The 15944-nt window shown below is 67.2% G+C and carries 18 protein-coding genes; 17 read left to right on the top strand and 1 reads right to left on the bottom strand.

What is annotated here, in order from left to right:
* Positions 1-14: 14 nt before the first annotated feature.
* From ACPZMI_RS10925 to ACPZMI_RS10855, 15 genes are all read left to right on the top strand, one after another.
* Positions 15-1523, top strand: a complete 1509-nt coding sequence (locus ACPZMI_RS10925; RefSeq protein WP_426352222.1) for an ABC transporter substrate-binding protein — start codon at positions 15-17, stop codon at positions 1521-1523.
* A 12-nt stretch (positions 1524-1535) separates the two neighbouring features.
* Entirely contained in the window at positions 1536-2177 is a 642-nt protein-coding gene (locus tag ACPZMI_RS10920; RefSeq protein WP_426352215.1) for a SurA N-terminal domain-containing protein, read from the top strand.
* Positions 2178-2406: 229 nt separating this feature from the next.
* Positions 2407-2940, top strand: coding sequence for a response regulator (locus tag ACPZMI_RS10915; protein WP_186665306.1), 534 nt, complete (start codon positions 2407-2409; stop codon positions 2938-2940).
* Positions 2941-2997: 57 nt separating this feature from the next.
* The gene (locus ACPZMI_RS10910; RefSeq protein ID WP_186709632.1) at positions 2998-4695 is read left to right on the top strand and encodes a GspE/PulE family protein; all 1698 of its coding nucleotides are present in this window, start codon (positions 2998-3000) and stop codon (positions 4693-4695) included.
* The gene (locus ACPZMI_RS10905) at positions 4676-5464 is read left to right on the top strand and encodes a hypothetical protein (protein ID WP_426352214.1); all 789 of its coding nucleotides are present in this window, start codon (positions 4676-4678) and stop codon (positions 5462-5464) included. The genes ACPZMI_RS10910 and ACPZMI_RS10905 overlap by 20 nt, the downstream gene beginning before the upstream one ends.
* A 1-nt stretch (position 5465) precedes the next feature.
* Complete coding sequence (locus tag ACPZMI_RS10900) at positions 5466-6008, top strand: pilus assembly protein (protein ID WP_186709635.1); 543 nt, start codon at positions 5466-5468, stop codon at positions 6006-6008.
* Positions 5995-6546, top strand: a complete 552-nt coding sequence (gene pilO, locus ACPZMI_RS10895) for a type 4a pilus biogenesis protein PilO (RefSeq protein ID WP_186665298.1) — start codon at positions 5995-5997, stop codon at positions 6544-6546. Before ACPZMI_RS10900 ends, pilO begins: the two co-directional genes overlap by 14 nt.
* The gene (locus ACPZMI_RS10890) at positions 6546-7064 is read left to right on the top strand and encodes a hypothetical protein (RefSeq protein ID WP_426352213.1); all 519 of its coding nucleotides are present in this window, start codon (positions 6546-6548) and stop codon (positions 7062-7064) included. The genes pilO and ACPZMI_RS10890 overlap by 1 nt, the downstream gene beginning before the upstream one ends.
* Positions 7061-8923: a secretin N-terminal domain-containing protein gene (locus ACPZMI_RS10885; protein WP_426352212.1), complete on the top strand. Its 1863-nt coding sequence runs from the start codon at positions 7061-7063 to the stop codon at positions 8921-8923. Before ACPZMI_RS10890 ends, ACPZMI_RS10885 begins: the two co-directional genes overlap by 4 nt.
* Entirely contained in the window at positions 8920-9393 is a 474-nt protein-coding gene (locus ACPZMI_RS10880) for a type II secretion system protein (protein ID WP_186665292.1), read from the top strand. The genes ACPZMI_RS10885 and ACPZMI_RS10880 overlap by 4 nt, the downstream gene beginning before the upstream one ends.
* 5 nt (positions 9394-9398) lie before the next feature.
* On the top strand, positions 9399-9773 hold the full coding sequence (locus ACPZMI_RS10875; RefSeq protein WP_426352211.1) for a type II secretion system protein: 375 nt from the start codon (positions 9399-9401) through the stop codon (positions 9771-9773).
* Positions 9748-10269 (top strand): type II secretion system protein, encoded by a 522-nt coding sequence (locus ACPZMI_RS10870; protein WP_186665288.1) that lies wholly within the window; start codon positions 9748-9750, stop codon positions 10267-10269. The genes ACPZMI_RS10875 and ACPZMI_RS10870 overlap by 26 nt, the downstream gene beginning before the upstream one ends.
* Positions 10266-10661: a curli production assembly/transport protein CsgE gene (csgE, locus tag ACPZMI_RS10865; protein ID WP_186665286.1), complete on the top strand. Its 396-nt coding sequence runs from the start codon at positions 10266-10268 to the stop codon at positions 10659-10661. Before ACPZMI_RS10870 ends, csgE begins: the two co-directional genes overlap by 4 nt.
* The gene (locus tag ACPZMI_RS10860; protein ID WP_186665280.1) at positions 10658-11071 is read left to right on the top strand and encodes a curli assembly protein CsgF; all 414 of its coding nucleotides are present in this window, start codon (positions 10658-10660) and stop codon (positions 11069-11071) included. Before csgE ends, ACPZMI_RS10860 begins: the two co-directional genes overlap by 4 nt.
* Positions 11072-11100: 29 nt before the next feature.
* Positions 11101-11943, top strand: a complete 843-nt coding sequence (locus ACPZMI_RS10855; RefSeq protein WP_186665278.1) for a CsgG/HfaB family protein — start codon at positions 11101-11103, stop codon at positions 11941-11943.
* Positions 11944-11962: 19 nt separating this feature from the next.
* Here the strand turns inward: ACPZMI_RS10855 and ACPZMI_RS10850 are convergent, their stop codons facing one another.
* Complete coding sequence (locus ACPZMI_RS10850; RefSeq protein ID WP_186711612.1) at positions 11963-13291, bottom strand: MFS transporter; 1329 nt, start codon at positions 13289-13291, stop codon at positions 11963-11965.
* 161 nt (positions 13292-13452) lie between these two features.
* Between ACPZMI_RS10850 and ACPZMI_RS10845 the strand changes: the two genes are divergently transcribed.
* Both ACPZMI_RS10845 and ACPZMI_RS10840 read left to right on the top strand, forming a co-directional pair.
* Positions 13453-14550 (top strand): sugar diacid recognition domain-containing protein, encoded by a 1098-nt coding sequence (locus ACPZMI_RS10845; protein WP_186665274.1) that lies wholly within the window; start codon positions 13453-13455, stop codon positions 14548-14550.
* A 121-nt stretch (positions 14551-14671) separates the two neighbouring features.
* A complete protein-coding gene (locus ACPZMI_RS10840) occupies positions 14672-15811 on the top strand; it encodes a glycerate kinase (RefSeq protein ID WP_426352210.1) in 1140 nt (379 codons plus the stop codon).
* The last annotated feature ends 133 nt before the right edge of the window (positions 15812-15944 follow it).

The raw sequence follows: 15944 nt of genomic DNA, 5'->3' as shown, positions 1-15944 counted from the left end.
GCATCCGTGCGGCAATGGCCCGGGTGTGGCTGGGTGTGGCGCTGGCCCTCTGCGGCCCGGTGCAGGCGCTGGACCTTACGCCGGAGCAAGCCGCTGGCAGGCGGCTGTACCGCGAAGGGCTTTCCAGCAGCGATGCGCAATTGTTCGCGCGGGTCGGCGCCAGCGACATGCGCGTGCCGGCCAGTGTGCTGCCGTGCGCCAGCTGCCACGGCAATGACGGTCGTGGCCGTGCCGAGGGCGGCGTGCGTGCGCCTGACCTGGACTGGCAGCGCCTGGCCCTGGGGCAGGGTGAGCGCCAGAGCAATGCCCGGCGCTACCCGGCCTACGATGACGCCAGCCTGGCGCGGGCGATCCAGCGCGGCATCGATCCGGGCGGCAATCGCCTCGATTCGGCCATGCCGCGTTTCGACCTGACCCTGGCCGACCAGCGCAACCTCACCGCGTACCTCAAGCGGCTGGGTGAGGACCGTGATCCGGGGGTAGAGGAGGGCATCCTGCGCCTGGGCACCCTGCTGCCGAACGACGGGCCGCTGGCCGAAGCAGGACGGGTGGTGCGCGCGGTACTGGAAGACGGCATCGAGCAGCTCAATCGTCAGGGCGGCGTGCATGGCCGGCGCGTGCAACTGGTGAGCGCCGACCCGGGTCATGACCCCGCCAGTAGCACCCAGGCGCTGCAGTACCTGGCCGAGCGGGAGCGGGTCTTCGCCCTGGTCGCACCGCTGGCGCCGCTGCTCGTTGGCACCGCCCTGGAGCGTGCGGGGCTGCCAATGATCGGCAGTACGCCGCGTGGCGGCGGCAATGCGCTGCTGTTCGACCCGATGCCGGACGCCGTGCAGCAGTTGCTCAGCGTTGCCCGGCATGCGCGCGACGCACTGGGCCTGGCGCCTGATGCGCTGCAGGTGGTGTACGCCGGCGACGGGCAGTCGGCATCGGCCGAGCGCCTGCGTCAGCGTCTGGTGCAGATGGGCTGGGCGCCTGGGCCCGTGCAGGCGTTCCAGGGGCAGGCAATCGCGGGCGAGGGCATCGTCTTTCTCGGGCGGGCGCAGGCCTTTGCCGAACTCGCCGCCACGCTGCAGGCGGCAGGGCACAGCCCCTATCTGTTTGCTGCATCCGGCCAGGTGGCCAGTGCCGTCGGCCAGTTGTCGCCGCAATGGTCGCAGCGTGTCTGGTTGAGCTACCCGTTCGTGCCCGATGACTGGACCGAACAAGGCCGTGCTGCGTTGCTCGGTGTGCAACAGCGCCAGGGGCTGGATCCGCGGCAGGCTTCGGTGCAGGTCGGGGCCCTGTGTGCCTGGCGCTTGCTGGTCGAGGCGTTGAAGCAGGTGGGGCGCGATGCCAGCCGCGAGCAATTGCGCGTGGTACTGGAGCAACTGCACGACATCGACACCGGCCTGACCCCGCCGCTGGGCTTCGGGCCCGGACGTCGACAGGGCCTGGCGGGCGCCCATGTGGTGGCGGTCACCTTGCCGGGGCCGGAATTCAGCACCGTCGCACCTTACCGCCCATTGCCAGACCTGCCTTGAGAGGAACCCGCCATGCGTATCCTGCTGCTGTGCCTGCTGCTGGCGCTTGCCCAGGCGAGCCGTGCCGATCTCGCGGTGGCGCGGGTCAACGGTGTGGAGATCGGCGTCGTGCGCCTGGAAGGCTATTTCAGCGAGTACCTTCAGGCCCAGGGGCGGGCGTTGACCAGCATCCGCAATCCGACGCTGTACAAGCGCCTGCGCGACCAGGCGCTGGACGAGTTGATCGACAAGGAGCTGCTGTGGCAGGAGGCACAACGCCAGGGCATCACGGTCAGCGACGACCAGGTGTCGGCCCAGGTCGGCCAGCTCGAGGCGGCCTTCGGCAGCCCGGCGGTGTTCGAGCGGCGCCTGGTTGAGGCGGGTTTCGATAGGGCGAGCTTCGCTGACTACACTCGTCATGAGATGGCCGCCCAGCAGGTCTACGCGCGCCTGAGCCAGGTCGATGAGCCCAGCCAGGGCGAGATCGCCGCGTTCTACCAGGCGCACCGAGAAAAGCTGCAAGGCCAGCAGAACCAAAGTGCTAATGCTTCAGTCTTAGCTGAACAGGGCCTGGCCATGGCCAGGGATGCACTTGTCGCGCAGTTGCAGGCCCAGGCGCGGCAATCGGTGCGCCAACGTTTGCGCCAATCCGCTATCGTGGAGCGCGCCGACTGAGCCCCGACAGTGGCAGTTCCCCAACAGTGGGGAATGGCTCCAAGGCAAAGTGCTATCAGACTCCCCGGAAGTGGGTAATCTCCGGCATGCGTCATAGGGTCGATACAGCAAGATCAATGACTTACACGTGGTGCGACATGACTTTTCACGCCTGGCACGAAGCCTGCTCAAGCCTCTACAAGGCCGCACTTCGCAGACCGGGAAACCGGGCAGTTCATGGGAGTGGACCTTGGTGAACAGAGTTTTGGTAGTCGACGACGAACAGACCCTTGCGCAGAACCTGCAAGCGTATCTGCAGGCGCAAGGCCTGGACGTCCATGTTGCCCACGACGGTGCCGAAGGGATCGAGCTGGCTCAGCGCCAGGCACCGGATGTGATCGTGCTGGATTATCGCTTGCCCGACATGGAGGGGTTTCAGGTTCTGGAGACCGTACGCAGGAACAGGCAGTGCCACTTCGTGCTGATCACTGCGCACCCGACCGCCGAGGTCCGTGAGCGCGCCGCCGAGCTGGGTGTCACGCATGTCCTGTTCAAGCCGTTCCCACTGGCGGAACTGGCCCGTGCGGTATTCGACCTGATGGGCATCGAGCGCCAGCGCAGGGCGACGGACAATCCGGCCGAAGGGTTCGTCGAGCGACGCCAGAGCAGGAACCAGACGTTCCCCCTGCAGTTGTACGATGGCAGCTGGGTCCTGGCCGAACGCCGACGCAACGGCGCCAAGCCGCCCGGACCTGACGACGACCAACTGCTCACCGGGGAATAGCGGCGCCCGCGGCCATTCCCTCAGCCTGCGACGCGCCCCTGAGCGGAGTCGCAGGCCATGTCCGAAGCCTTTGATGCAGTCAGTAGCGGCCCTTTGGCGGGGGCCCTGCAATACCCCCGCGAACTGCTGGCCCGCGCCCGCAACACGTCTGGTGACGAGCGCCTGCTCACTTGCCTGGAGCGTCTGTCCTGCGATACTCCGGCCGCCTTCACCCAGCGTCTGGCCACAACCCTCCATTACCCGAGCCTCGACACCCAGGCCCTGTTCGCCAGCCAGCCGCGTTTCGAATGCGTGAGCCTGGCCCAGTGCCTCAAGCGCGAGTTCGTCATGGTGGAGCAGGGCGGTCAACTGATCGGCGTGTTCGCCGACCCCTTCGATCCCGCCCGACTGGCCTGGATCGACGATTGCCTGCAAGGTGCGCCGCTGTACCTGGCGCACGCCGCCGACATTGCCACCTTCCTTGCCCGCCACGAAGAAAGCTTCCACGCCGTCGATGCCCTGGGCCATGACGGCGAAACCGGCGTCGAAGGCGATGCCTTGCAGCGCCTGTCGCTGACCAGCATCAGCGAGGACCAGAGCCGGGTGGTCAAGCTGGTCAACTCCACGCTGTACGATGCGCTCAAGCTGCATGCCAGCGACATCCACCTGGGCATGACCGGCCAGGGCCTGACCATCAAGTACCGAATCGACGGCGTGCTCAACGGCGCCGGCAAGGCCAGCGGCAGCGCTTTCGCCGACCAGGTGATCTCGCGCATCAAGGTCATGGCCGAACTCGACATCGGCGAAAAACGCGTGCCCCAGGATGGCCGCTTCAAGGTCGCCATCGGCGAACGCCAGATCGACTTTCGCGTGTCGATCATGCCGAGCATCTTCGGCGAAGACGCGGTGCTGCGGGTGCTCGACAAGCAGGACCTTTCCGACCAGGTCAGCGGTGTGCGCCTGCAGGCGCTGGGGTTCGCCGACGACACCCTGCGCGCCCTGCGCCGCCTGGCCAGCGAACCGTACGGCATGATCCTGGTCACCGGCCCTACCGGCAGCGGCAAGACCACCACCCTCTACGCCATGATCAGCGAGATCAACCACGGCGTGGACAAGATCATCACCATCGAAGACCCGGTGGAGTACCAGCTCCCCGGCGTGTTGCAGATACCGGTGAACGAGAAGAAGGGCCTGACATTTTCCCGTGGCTTGCGCTCGATCCTGCGCCACGACCCGGACAAGATCCTGGTCGGCGAGATCCGTGACCCGGACACCGCGCAGATCGCCGTGCAGTCGGCCCTTACCGGGCATCTGGTGTTCACCACCATCCACGCCAACAACGTGTTCGACGTGATCGGCCGCTTCAGCCAGATGCAGGTCGATCCCTACAGCTTCGTCTCGGCGCTCAACGCCGTGCTGGCCCAGCGCCTGATTCGCCTGGCCTGCCCGCAGTGTGCCCGTGAGCACACCCCGGACGACGAATTGCTGGCTGCCTCCGGGCTGACCCGCGACCGTATCGACGGCTGGCGCTTCGTCCGTGCCCAGGGGTGCGGCCAGTGCCGTGGCAGCGGCTATCGCGGGCGCAGTGCGATTGCCGAGCTGCTGCACCTGGACGATGACCTGCGGCAGATGATCGTCGAACGCCGTCCGCTTTCGCAGATCAGGCAACTGGCCTGCCAGCGCGGCTTGCGCCTGCTGCGCGCGTCGGCGCTGGACCTGGTCCGCGAGGGCCGTACCACACTCGAGGAGATCAACCGTGTCACATTCATTGCGTGATCCTGACAGATACTGCGCCGTGCTCGGTGCCGAGGGTGTCGGCCTGGGCCGGTGGCACGGGCGGCAACACCAATGGCTGGGCAGCCGCGACTTCACCTGCGACGCCACCCAGCCGGCCTGGGGGCCGGCGCTGGACACCTTGGCGGCACTGCTAACCGAGCACGCACCTCGGGGGGCGGCACTGCGGGTGGTGCTGTCGGCGCGCTACAGCCGTTTCTGCCTGGTGCCCTGGAGCGATGCCATCGGCCACCCGGGGGAGCTGCAGGCCTATGCCCGGGCCTGCTTCGAGAGCCTCTACGGCCAGCCGCTGGACGACTGGCGCATCGTGCTCTCACCGGAGCCTGCCGGTGCTGCGCGCATCGCCACCGCGCTGCCCGAGGCCCTGCTGCAGGGGCTGCAGGCGCTGGGTGTGCAAAGCCACCTGAAGCTGCGTTCGGTGCAGCCGTACCTGATGGCGGCCTATAACCGTTGCTCGGCGCAGCTGGGCCAGGGCGATTTTCTCTTCGTCCTCGCCGAACCCCGGCGCAGCGTGCTGTTGCTGGCTGCCGGTGGTGCCTGGCAGCAGGTGCTGGCGCAGGGCTGCGCCGACAGCGACCAGGCGCTCAAGGCCTTGATCGAACGCACCTGCGAGCTGTACGGCGAGCCACTGCCACAGGTCTACCTGCATGCCCCAGGGCGCGCAGACATCGCCGAACTGGGCGCGGTGCAATTGTGCGCAGCGGCAGGCGACGCTGACCCGTTGCACGCCATGTGGCGGGCGGTGGCCTGACATGCGCCGCCTCGACCTGGAATTCCAACCCCGGCGCAGCAGCGCACTGGCCTGGTCGCTGCTGGCCCTGGGCAGTGCCGTGGTGGCGCTGCTGTTGGTACTGCACCAGCAGTTGCAGCACGAACAACTGGCGCTGGACGGTCGCGTCCATGAGCTGGAAATCAAGCTCGGCCGGCGCCCGGCCACCGCCGCGCCGCAGACCAGTGCCGCCAGTCGCGAACAGGCTGAGCAACTGGCCCAGATGCGCAGTGTCTCGCAGCAGTTGCAACGGCCTTGGGAGCAACTGTTCGCCATGCTCGAGGCCATGCCCCAGGAAGACGTCGCGCTGCTGGCCCTGACGCCGGATGCACGCAAGGGCCAGGTACGCATCAGCGCCGAGGCTCGCAACCTGGAGGCGATGCTGCAGTACCACCAGCGCCTGGAGCGTAGCGCCGAGCTGCGCGATGTGTCGCTGCTCAACCACGAAGTGCTGGCCGGCCAGGCTGAACACCCGGTGCGCTTCAACCTCACCGCCACCTGGGAGACCGGTCATGCGCGTCCCTAGCCTGATTCTTCATGAACGCCTGCGCGCGATGGGTCGGGCAGGGCTGGCCGCACTGCTGACCGGAGTGCTCGCGCTGATCATGGCGGTCGCCGTGGTGTTGCCTCAGTGGCAGGCCGTGCGCGAATTGCGCGCCAGCGAGGCCGATGCCAGCGTGCAGGTACAGCGCCTGGGACGAGGCGAGTTGAAGATTGCCGCCAAGCCCGAGCAGCAGACCCTCGACAGCCTGCGCCAGCAACTGCCCGGTCAGCCCCAGGCCAGCGCGCTGATCGAGCGCCTGTACCACCTTGCCAGCGCCGAACGCATCAGCCTGGCTCGCGGCGAGTACGCGCTGGGTATCGATCCGAAGACCCAGCTGGTGCGCTACCAGATTGTCCTGCCGGTGCGCGGCAGCTACCCGCAGATCCGCGGTTTTCTCCAGGCGCTGCTCGGCCAGTTGCCGACCCTGGTGCTCGAAGACCTGGAGCTGCAACGCAAACGCATTGGTGACCGGGAACTCAACGGTCGCGTGCGCATGACCCTTTACCTGTCGAGGTCGTGATGAACACTCAGCGCGTAGTGATGTGGGCGGGTTTCCTCGGTGTGAGCGCGCTGTTGGCGTGGGCGCCGGGGCACTGGTTCGGCGGGGAGGAGGGGGTGTCGCTATCGCGGGACAAGCCCGCTCCCACACAGGCAACTGCGCATGACACGCCCGCTGTGGGAGCGGGCTTGTCCCGCGATGGCGTCGGCACTGCCCCCGCCTCCGGCGACCTGTTCCCCGCCCAGCGCTGGGCCGCCGCCCCGACCCTGGCCAGCGTCACCGAGCAACCCATCCCCCCGGCACCGCTAGCCCCGGTAGCCGCCAGTGCCCCGGCCCTGCCTTTCCAGTTCGTCGGCCGCCTGGACGACCGTGACGACCTGCAGATCTTCCTGCAGAACGGCGAGAAGCTCTACGTCGTGCGCCAGGGCGATGTGATCGAGGACACCTACCGCCTCGACCGGGTCTCGGCCAGCGAGCTGAGCCTGGTCTACCTGCCGTTGCACCAGTCGCAGACCTTGTCTGTGGGGAGCGCACCATGAAACCGTCGAAGCTGTGCAAGCCTGCCCCGTTCATGCTCCTGGCCCTGTGCGTGGCCCTGGTGGGTTGTGGCTCCAGTGGCACGCGCAAGGACAGCGCCGAGTTGATCAAGGAAGGCCAGTACGAAGCCGGGATCGCCTTGCTCGAACAGGCCCTGCGTGAAGATCCGCGTGACACCGAACTCAACATCGCCCTGGCCCACGGTCGCCAGCAGGCGGTCGAGGCCTTGCTGGCCCAGGCCGACAGTGACCGCGTGCGCCACGACTTCGCCGGTGCACGCATGGGCTACGGTCGGGTCCTGACCCTGGAGCCGAACAATCGCCGCGCCCAGGAAGGGCTGCGCCAACTGGAGCTGATCCGCACCCTCGACGACCGCGTTGCCCTCGGCCAGGCGGCCTTGCGCCAGGGCGACCTGTTCGGCGCCGAGCGCTACATGCGCGAAGTGCTGCGCCTGGACCCGCAGAACCAGAAGGGCCAGATCCTGCGCAGCGACATCGAGAACGTCCAGGCCCGTACTGCCCAACCCTTCCCGCAACTGCGCAGCAAGCTCGAGCGCCCGGTCACCCTGGAATTTCGCGATGCCAACCTCAAGACCATCTTCGAGGTGCTGGCCCAGGTCGCCGGGATCAACTTCATCTTCGACAAGGATCTGCGCCCGGACATGAAGGCGACGATCTTCGTGCGCGAGGTGCGTATCGAGGACGCCGTGGCCCTGCTGCTGGAGCAGAACCAGTTGCGCCAGAAGATCGTCAACGACAACACCCTGCTGGTCTACCCCGACTCGCCGCAGAAGACCAAGGACTACCAGGAACTGGTCATGCGCACTTTCTACCTGACCAGCATCGATGCCAACACCGCGCTGAACATGGTCAAGACTTTGCTCAAGACCCGGGATGTATTCGTCGACGAGCGCCTCAACACCCTGACCCTGCGCGACACCCCCGATGCCGTGCGCATGGCCGAGAAGCTGCTGCAGTCTCAGGACCAGTCCAACCCCGAGGTGGTGCTGGAAGTGGAGGTGATGGAGGTGGCGCGTTCGCGCATCCTCGACCTCGGCCTGCAATGGCCCAACACCTTCGGGGTGATCAACAGCGACGGCAGCGCGGTGGGTGTGCTCGACCAGCTGCGCGGGATCAACTCCAGCCGCATCACCATATCCCCGTCGCCGCAGGCCAAGATCAACGCCCAGGACAAGGACATCAACACCCTGGCAAGCCCGGTGATCCGCGTCAGCAACCGCGAGCAGGCGCGCATCCACATCGGTCAGCGGGTGCCGATCATCAGCGCCACCTCGGTGCCGTCTACCCAGGGGCCGGTCATTACCGAGAGCGTGACCTACCTCGATGTCGGCCTGAAGCTCGAAGTCCAGCCGACCGTGCACCTGAACAACGAAGTGGCGATCAAGGTGGCGCTGGAAGTGAGCAATGCCACGCCGCTGGAGCCGACCCGTCAGGGCACCATCCCGGTCCAGGTCGATACCCGCAACGCCCAGACCAGCCTGCGCCTGCACGATGGCGAGACCCAGGTACTGGCAGGCCTGGTGCGCAACGACCATAACGCCAGCGGCAACAAGATCCCGGGCCTTGGCGACATTCCGGGGCTGGGCCGGCTGTTCGGCAGCAACAAGGATGACATGAGCAAGTCCGAACTGGTGCTGGCGATCACCCCGCGCATCGTGCGTAACCTGCCTTACCAGAGCCCGTCGGACATGGAGTTCGCCACCGGCACCGAGTCGGCCCTGCAGGTCCGCCAACTGGCGCAGCCACTGCCAGCCGATGTCGTGCCCAGTGATACCCCCAGCGAGGCTGCGCCGGTGATCGAGGGGCAGATGGCGGTGGTGCCTCGGAGCCCGCGGCCATGAAACGCCGCCAGCAGGGGTTCAGCCTGATCGAGGTGGTGCTCACCCTGGCGCTGCTCGGGTTGCTCGCCAGCATGGCCGCGCCCATGGCCGAAACCCTGGTGCGGCGCAACAAGGAGCAGCAGTTGCGCGAGGCGTTGTACCAGATCCGCGATGCCATCGACGCCTACAAGCGCGCTTTCGACGCCGGCTACATCGAGAAGCGCCTGAACGCCAGTGGCTACCCACCGAGCCTCGAGGTGCTGGTCGAAGGCGTGCGCGACGTGCGCAGCGCCAAGGGCGCGAAGTTCTATTTCCTGCGGCGCATCCCTCGCGATCCGCTGCGCGAGGCGCGGCGCGACGACCAGGGCGGCTGGGGCCTGCGCGCGTACGACAGCAGCGCCGACAACCCGCGTGAAGGCGAGGACGTGTTCGATGTGTACTCCAAGGCGCCGGGCAAGGGCCTGGACGGCACCCCCTACGGGCAATGGTGATGGCCATGAAACGCAACCGCGGTTTCACCCTGATCGAGTTGCTGGTGGTGATGGCGATCATCGCGACGTTGACGACCATCGCCATGCCGCGCTACTTCAACAGCCTGGAGGCGAGCCGCGAGGCGACCCTGCGCCAGAGCCTGGCCGTGTTGCGCGAGGCACTGGACCACTACTACGGCGACACCGGCCGCTATCCCGAGTCGCTGGAACAACTGGTCGAGCAGCGCTACCTGCGCAACACCCCGGTCGATCCGGTCAGCGAGCGCCGCGATGCCTGGCAGCTGGTGCCACCCCCCGAGGGGGTGGCCGGTGGTGTCGCCGACATCAAGAGCGGGGCAACGGGGAGGGCGCGTGATGGCAGCCTCTATGCCGAGTGGTAACGCCGGCTTCACCTACCTGGGCGTGTTGCTGCTGATCGCCACCAGCACCCTGGCCCTGGCCGCCACCGGCACGTTGTGGGCCACCAGCGCCCAGCGCGAGCGCGAGCGCCAGCTGCTGTGGGTCGGCGGCCAGTACGCCCAGGCGCTGCGCAGCTACTACCGCGCCTCGCCGGGGCTGGCCCAGTACCCGCAGGATCTGGCCGAGCTGCTGGAGGATAACCGCTTCCCGGCACCGCAGCGGCATATCCGCCGGCTGTACCGCGACCCGATCGGCGCCAGCGAGGACTGGGGCCTGATGCGTGCGATCGACGGCCGAATCACCGGGGTGTACAGCCGCTCGCAGGCCGCGCCGATCAAGCGCAGCGGCTTCAGCGCGCAGTGGTCGGGGTTCGAGGGGCTGGCGCACTACAGCGACTGGCAGTTCGTCGCCGAACAGGCCTTCACCGAGAGCGGCACTGGCCCGCGTCGGCACAGCGGCCCGGGAGAGGCGCCATGAAGCGCCTGGCCATCGCCCTGTGCCTGGCGCTGTCGCTGGCCCAGGCTGCGGCACGGGCCGGCAGCGAGGACGAAATGATGGGCTTCATCGTCGACAACACCATTTCGCACATCGGCCACGACTTCTACTCCGTGTTCACCGACCGCTTGCGTGCCACCAGCCGTCTGGACTTCAACCTGGTGGTGCGCGAACGACCCGATGCGCGCTGGGGCAGCCTGGTGACCGTGGAGCACGAACGCGAGGTGCTGTACCGGCGCTTCCTGCCACCGAACACCACGCAGCTCAACGACGAGGCCATCGCGGCCGCCGACCTGGTCCGCCAGCAGATCATTCAGCGCAAGCTGCAACGTCTGCTGCAGGACACCACCGATCTGGAGAGGGACGAGCTATGAACACCGCCATTTCACGCAGCATCGCCGCCTGCCTGCTGGCAACGGCCTTCGGGGCGCAGGCCACGGAGCTGGTCTACACCCCGGTCAACCCGGCCTTCGGTGGCAACCCGCTCAACGGCACCTGGCTGCTCAACAACGCTCAGGCGCAGAACGATCACGAAGACCCGAGCCTCAAGAGCCGCAGCTCGGCGTTTTCCGGCACCACGGCCCTGGAACGCTTCAGCAACCAGCTCGAGTCGCGGCTGCTCTCGCAGTTGCTCGACAACATCAACAACGGCCGGGCCGGCAGCCTGGCCACCGATTCGTTCCTGGTCGATGTGATCGATGACTCCGGTGCCCTGAGCATCCGCGTCACCGACCGTGCCACCGGGGAAATCTCGATCATCGAGGTCAGCGGCCTGAACCCCTGAGAGGGACTGGCCAACAGGGGAGACATGCCATGAAACGCCTGCTGAGCACACTGCTGATTCTCGCCACCCTGCAAGGTTGCGGCCTGCGTGAACCGATGCCTGCCGAGCAGGACGCCGAAACACCGACCCTGACCCCGCGTGCCTCGACCTATTACGACCTGCTCAAGATGCCGCGTCCCAAGGGCCGGCTGATGGCGGTGGTGTACGGTTTCCGCGATCAGACCGGGCAGTACAAGCCGACCCCGGCCAGTTCGTTTTCCACCAGCGTGACCCAGGGCGCGGCGAGCATGCTGATGGATGCCCTCAACGCCAGCGGATGGTTCGTGGTGCTCGAGCGCGAAGGGCTGCAGAACCTGCTGACCGAACGCAAGATCATCCGTGCCTCGCAGAAAAAGCCCGACGTGGCCGAGAACATCCAGGGCGAGTTGCCGCCGCTGCAGGCGGCCAACCTGATGCTCGAGGGCGGCATCATCGCCTACGACACCAACGTGCGCAGCGGCGGTGAAGGCGCGCGCTACCTGGGCATCGACATCGCCCGCGAGTATCGGGTCGACCAGGTCACGGTCAACCTGCGTGCGGTGGATGTGCGCACCGGGCAGGTGCTGGCCAACGTGATGACCAGCAAGACCATCTACTCGGTGGGGCGCAGCGCCGGGGTCTTCAAGTTCATCGAGTTCAAGAAACTGCTCGAAGCGGAGGTGGGCTACACCACCAACGAGCCGGCACAGTTGTGCGTGCTGTCGGCCATCGAGGCGGCGGTGGGGCACCTGCTGGCCCAGGGCATCGAGCGGCGGCTGTGGCAGGTGGCGGGCGATGGCAGCGGTGACAAGGCGGTGCTGGAACGGTACCTGGGGCAGTTCCAGCAGCCTTGATTCACGCGGCCCGCAGGCCTCAGTTGGCCCGTGCGGCGTTCAGTGCCCCGGCGCGCGACACGCGCAGGGCCACCAGGCTGCCCAGCACGATCACACCCGCCAGCGAGTACAGCGCCGCGTCCGTCGAGCCGGTCTGGTCCTTGATGAAGCCCACCAGATACGGGCTCAGGAAGCCGGCCATCTGGCCCACCGAGTTGATGATCGCCAGGCCCGCGACAGCGGCACTGGCGCTGAGCAGCGCGGTCGGCATCGGCCAGAACATCGGCAGGCCAGTCAGTGCGCCCATGGTGGCGATGGACAGGCCCAGGATGGCCACGGTCGGGTTGCTGGCGAAGTTGACCGCGATCAGCAGGCCGATGGCGCCCATCAGCATGGGCACCACCAGATGCCAGCGGCGTTCGTTGCGCAGGTCTGCCGAGCGGCCGACGAGGATCATGAACACCCCGGCCAGCAGGTAGGGGATCGCACTCAGCCAGCCGATCAGCAACGGGCTGTCGAAGCCCAGGTTCTTGATGATCGAGGGCAGCCAGAAGTTGATCGCATAGACACCGCTCTGGATGCAGAAGTAGACGAAGCCGAAGGTCCAGATCAGTGGGTTGGTCAGTACGGCCAGCACGCTGTCGCCGGTGGTGCTCGGCTTGCTCGCGGCATCGGCGGCGAGGTCCCTGGCGATCAGTTGGCGCTCGCTGTCCGACAGCCAGGCGGCCTTCTGATAGCCGTCGCTGAGCAGGAACACCGCGAGTATGCCCAGCGCCACGGTCGGCAAGCCCTGGATCAGGAACATCCACTGCCAGCCCGCCAGGCCGTGCTGGCCGGCGGCGAAGTGGTCGAGAATCCAGCCGGAGAACGGCCCGCCGAGCAGGCCCGAGACCGGGATCGCCGACATGAACAGGGCCATGATGCGCCCGCGCCGATCAGCCGGGAACCAGCGCGAGAGATACAGGACCACGCCGGGGAAGAACCCGGCTTCGGCGGCGCCGGTGAACAGGCGCAGCACGTAGAACTCCATCGGCGTGGTGACGAACAGCAGGCAGGTCGAGAGCGTGCCCCAGGCGATCATCATCACCGCGATCCAGCGCCGGGGGCCGAAGCGGTTGAGCGCCAGGTTGCTGGGCAGGCCGCAGAGCACGTAGCCGATGAAGAAGATCCCGGCGCCCAGGCCGTAGATGGTCTCGCTGAACTTCAGTGCGTCGAGCATCTGCAGCTTGGCGAAACCGACGTTGACGCGGTCCAGGTAGTTGAACAGGTAGCAGATGAAAATGAACGGGATCAACCGCAGGGTGATGCGCCGGTACAGCGCATTGCGGCTGGGGTCTTGGCCTTGGTCAGGGGCAGGGCTGTGTGCCATGATGAAATTCTCTGTTGTTATGGTTGTCACGCGGCGCCTGTCCCGGCGCTCGCCTGAAACGAGTCTCGGCGAGCAGGGCGCCGCTGTCTTTGTGCTTTTGCACAGCGTAGGGCACGCACGGCTGTGCTGCGGAACAAAGTCTGCCACTGCAAGGAACCCACATGTTCGAGCTAGACCACGACCTGGCCCAGGATATCGTCGACCGGGCGATGGCGATCCTGCCGTGCAACGTCAATGTCATGGACAGCCAGGGCCTGATCCTGGGCAGCGGCGAGCCAGAGCGCATCAACACTCGTCATGAGGGGGCACAACTGGTCCTGGCCAATGGGCGTATCGTCGAGCTCGACAGCGAGGCGGCCAAGTGCCTCAAGGGCGTGCAGCCGGGGGTGAACCTGCCGTTGATGCTCGACGACCGACTGATCGGCGTGCTCGGCCTGACCGGCGATCCGCAGCAACTGCGCACCTATGGCGAGCTGGTACGCATGACCGCCGAGATGCTCCTGGCCCAGCGTCACCTGCAGGTCGAACAGCAGTGGCGCCGGCAGCGCTGCGACGATCTATTGGCGCTGTTGCTGGGCGGCAGTGGCGATTCCCCCCGGCTGGTGGACGAAGCCCGGCAACTGGGGCTCAAGCCGCAACTGGCGCGGGTGCCTTGCCTGTTCGAGCTGGAGGGCGGCCCACCGGGCGAAGTCCTGTCGGCCTGGCTGAGCAGCCGTTATCCGGACAGCTGGTGCGTCAGCCCGGCGCGTCAATCGCTGCTCTGGTGCCGCCCGGCAACCGTGGCGCTGGACGAGGTGCGCCTGATCGAACGCTTGCAGCGCCATGGCTGGCAGGTCCAGCGCCTGGCCCTGGGCAGCGTGGCGCAGAGCCTGGAGCAGTTGCGACGAGGTTATCGCCGGGTCCGCGACTTGTTGGCCTATGGCCGCGAGATAGTGCCCGGCGAGCGCGTGCTGAGTTTGTCGCGCTACCGCTTGCCGGCGTTGCTCTGGCGTCATCGCAATGACGACGCCCTGGACGAATTGCTCGAACCGCTGCAACGCATCCGCGCCAAGGATGCCAGCGGGCAATTGCTCGCCACCCTGCGCGCCTGGTGCGCCCATGACGGACAAAGCCAGGCGTGCGCCGATGCCTTGGGGATCCATCGCAACAGCCTGCGTTATCGACTGGAGCGTATCGCTGAACTGGGCGAGGTGGATCCGCTGCGTCTGGAGGGGATGCTGAGCCTGTACCTGGGCTTGCAACTGCTGCCTGCCGAGTGAGCCTGGGGATTCGGGCGAAGGCATTTGCCCAAACAACCGGTCGGGCGTTTTGTGCATCCGACCGAGGCCGCTCTGGCGCACAACTGTCAGCATGCGGGCTAACAGGACCAGGAGATTCCCCATGAAAGTCGTCATCGCCCCCGATTCGTTCAAGGACAGCCTCGATGCCGCCGGTGTCGCCCGGGCGATCAGCGCCGGGCTGGCCAAGGTCTGGCCCGAGGCCGAGCGTGTCGAGTGCCCGATGGCCGATGGCGGTGAGGGCACCATGGAGGCGATCGTCGCGGCCACCGAGGGCGAGCAGCGCCGCCAGGTGGTGCGCGGTCCGCTGGGGGCGCCAGTGGAGGCGAGCTGGGGCTGGCTGGCGCAGAGCCGTACCGCCGTGATCGAGATGGCCCAGGCCAGTGGCATCCAGTTGCTGCCCAGCGGTGAGCGCGATGCCTGCCGCAGCAGCACCTGGGGCACCGGGGAGCTGATTGCCGCAGCCCTGGCGGCAGGTGCGCAGCGTATCGTGCTGGCCATCGGCGGCAGCGCCACCAACGACGCGGGCAGCGGCATGCTGCAGGCGCTGGGGCTGCGGCTGCTGGACAGCAAAGGCCAGGCATTGCCCGAGGGCGGCCTGGCCCTGACGCAACTGGCACGCATCGACGCCAGCGACCTCGACCCACGTCTGGCCGAGGTGCAGTTCGAGGTAGCGGCGGATGTCGACAACCCCTTGTGCGGCCCCAACGGCGCCTCGGCGATCTTCGGCCCGCAGAAGGGCGCCACGCCTGAGCAGGTGCTGCTGCTGGACCAGGCCCTGAGGCACTTTGCCGACCACTGCGCGCAGTTGCTGGGGGAGGATGTGCGTGAGTTTCCTGGTTGCGGTGCGGCCGGCGGCATGGGCTTTGCGGCCAAGGCGTTCATGGGCGCGCGTTTTCGTCCCGGGGTTGAAGTGGTGGCGGAGCTCGCTGGGCTGGACGGGCTGGTGCAGGGCGCGGACCTGGTGATCACCGGCGAAGGACGTTTCGATGCCCAGACCCTGCGCGGCAAGACCCCGATGGGCGTGGCCCGCGTGGCCAAGCGTCATGGTGTGCCGGTGGTGGTGATTGCCGGCACCCTGGGGGAGGGCTACGAGGCGTTGTATGCCCACGGCATCGATGCCGCGTTCGCCGTGACCAGCGGGCCGATGACGCTCGAGCGCGCTTGTGCCGAGGCCGGGACGCTGCTCGAGGCGCGGGCGGGGGATATCGCACGGCTGTGGCAGGTGGCGCGGGGGGTGTAGGCGCTATTTCTTTCGAGGGGGTTGTGTGGGGGCTGGCAAGAGTTCGCCGAAAGATTTCTAGTGCCCATGAGATCGAGCGCCGCCCGCGCGGCGCTTCGCGGGCAAGTCGGAGCGCCGAACCGCCGCCCCTACA

Source organism: Pseudomonas wayambapalatensis, from assembly GCF_049942315.1.
Classification (GTDB): domain Bacteria; phylum Pseudomonadota; class Gammaproteobacteria; order Pseudomonadales; family Pseudomonadaceae; genus Aquipseudomonas; species Aquipseudomonas wayambapalatensis.
The sequence above is the reverse complement of the archived record's forward strand: the minus strand, read 5'-3'. Positions and strand labels throughout refer to the sequence as shown.

Coding starts and splice junctions, on each gene's coding strand:
- csgE (WP_186665286.1), top strand. CDS start 10,266: ATGAAGCGCCTGGCCATCGCCCTGTGCCTGGCGCTGTCGCTGGCCCAG.
- ACPZMI_RS10910 (WP_186709632.1), top strand. CDS start 2,998: ATGTCCGAAGCCTTTGATGCAGTCAGTAGCGGCCCTTTGGCGGGGGCC.
- ACPZMI_RS10875 (WP_426352211.1), top strand. CDS start 9,399: ATGAAACGCAACCGCGGTTTCACCCTGATCGAGTTGCTGGTGGTGATG.
- ACPZMI_RS10840 (WP_426352210.1), top strand. CDS start 14,672: ATGAAAGTCGTCATCGCCCCCGATTCGTTCAAGGACAGCCTCGATGCC.
- ACPZMI_RS10855 (WP_186665278.1), top strand. CDS start 11,101: ATGAAACGCCTGCTGAGCACACTGCTGATTCTCGCCACCCTGCAAGGT.
- ACPZMI_RS10850 (WP_186711612.1), bottom strand. CDS start 13,291: ATGGCACACAGCCCTGCCCCTGACCAAGGCCAAGACCCCAGCCGCAAT.
- ACPZMI_RS10920 (WP_426352215.1), top strand. CDS start 1,536: ATGCGTATCCTGCTGCTGTGCCTGCTGCTGGCGCTTGCCCAGGCGAGC.
- ACPZMI_RS10845 (WP_186665274.1), top strand. CDS start 13,453: ATGTTCGAGCTAGACCACGACCTGGCCCAGGATATCGTCGACCGGGCG.
- ACPZMI_RS10890 (WP_426352213.1), top strand. CDS start 6,546: ATGAACACTCAGCGCGTAGTGATGTGGGCGGGTTTCCTCGGTGTGAGC.
- ACPZMI_RS10870 (WP_186665288.1), top strand. CDS start 9,748: ATGGCAGCCTCTATGCCGAGTGGTAACGCCGGCTTCACCTACCTGGGC.
- ACPZMI_RS10925 (WP_426352222.1), top strand. CDS start 15: ATGGCCCGGGTGTGGCTGGGTGTGGCGCTGGCCCTCTGCGGCCCGGTG.
- ACPZMI_RS10860 (WP_186665280.1), top strand. CDS start 10,658: ATGAACACCGCCATTTCACGCAGCATCGCCGCCTGCCTGCTGGCAACG.
- pilO (WP_186665298.1), top strand. CDS start 5,995: ATGCGCGTCCCTAGCCTGATTCTTCATGAACGCCTGCGCGCGATGGGT.
- ACPZMI_RS10900 (WP_186709635.1), top strand. CDS start 5,466: ATGCGCCGCCTCGACCTGGAATTCCAACCCCGGCGCAGCAGCGCACTG.
- ACPZMI_RS10880 (WP_186665292.1), top strand. CDS start 8,920: ATGAAACGCCGCCAGCAGGGGTTCAGCCTGATCGAGGTGGTGCTCACC.
- ACPZMI_RS10885 (WP_426352212.1), top strand. CDS start 7,061: ATGAAACCGTCGAAGCTGTGCAAGCCTGCCCCGTTCATGCTCCTGGCC.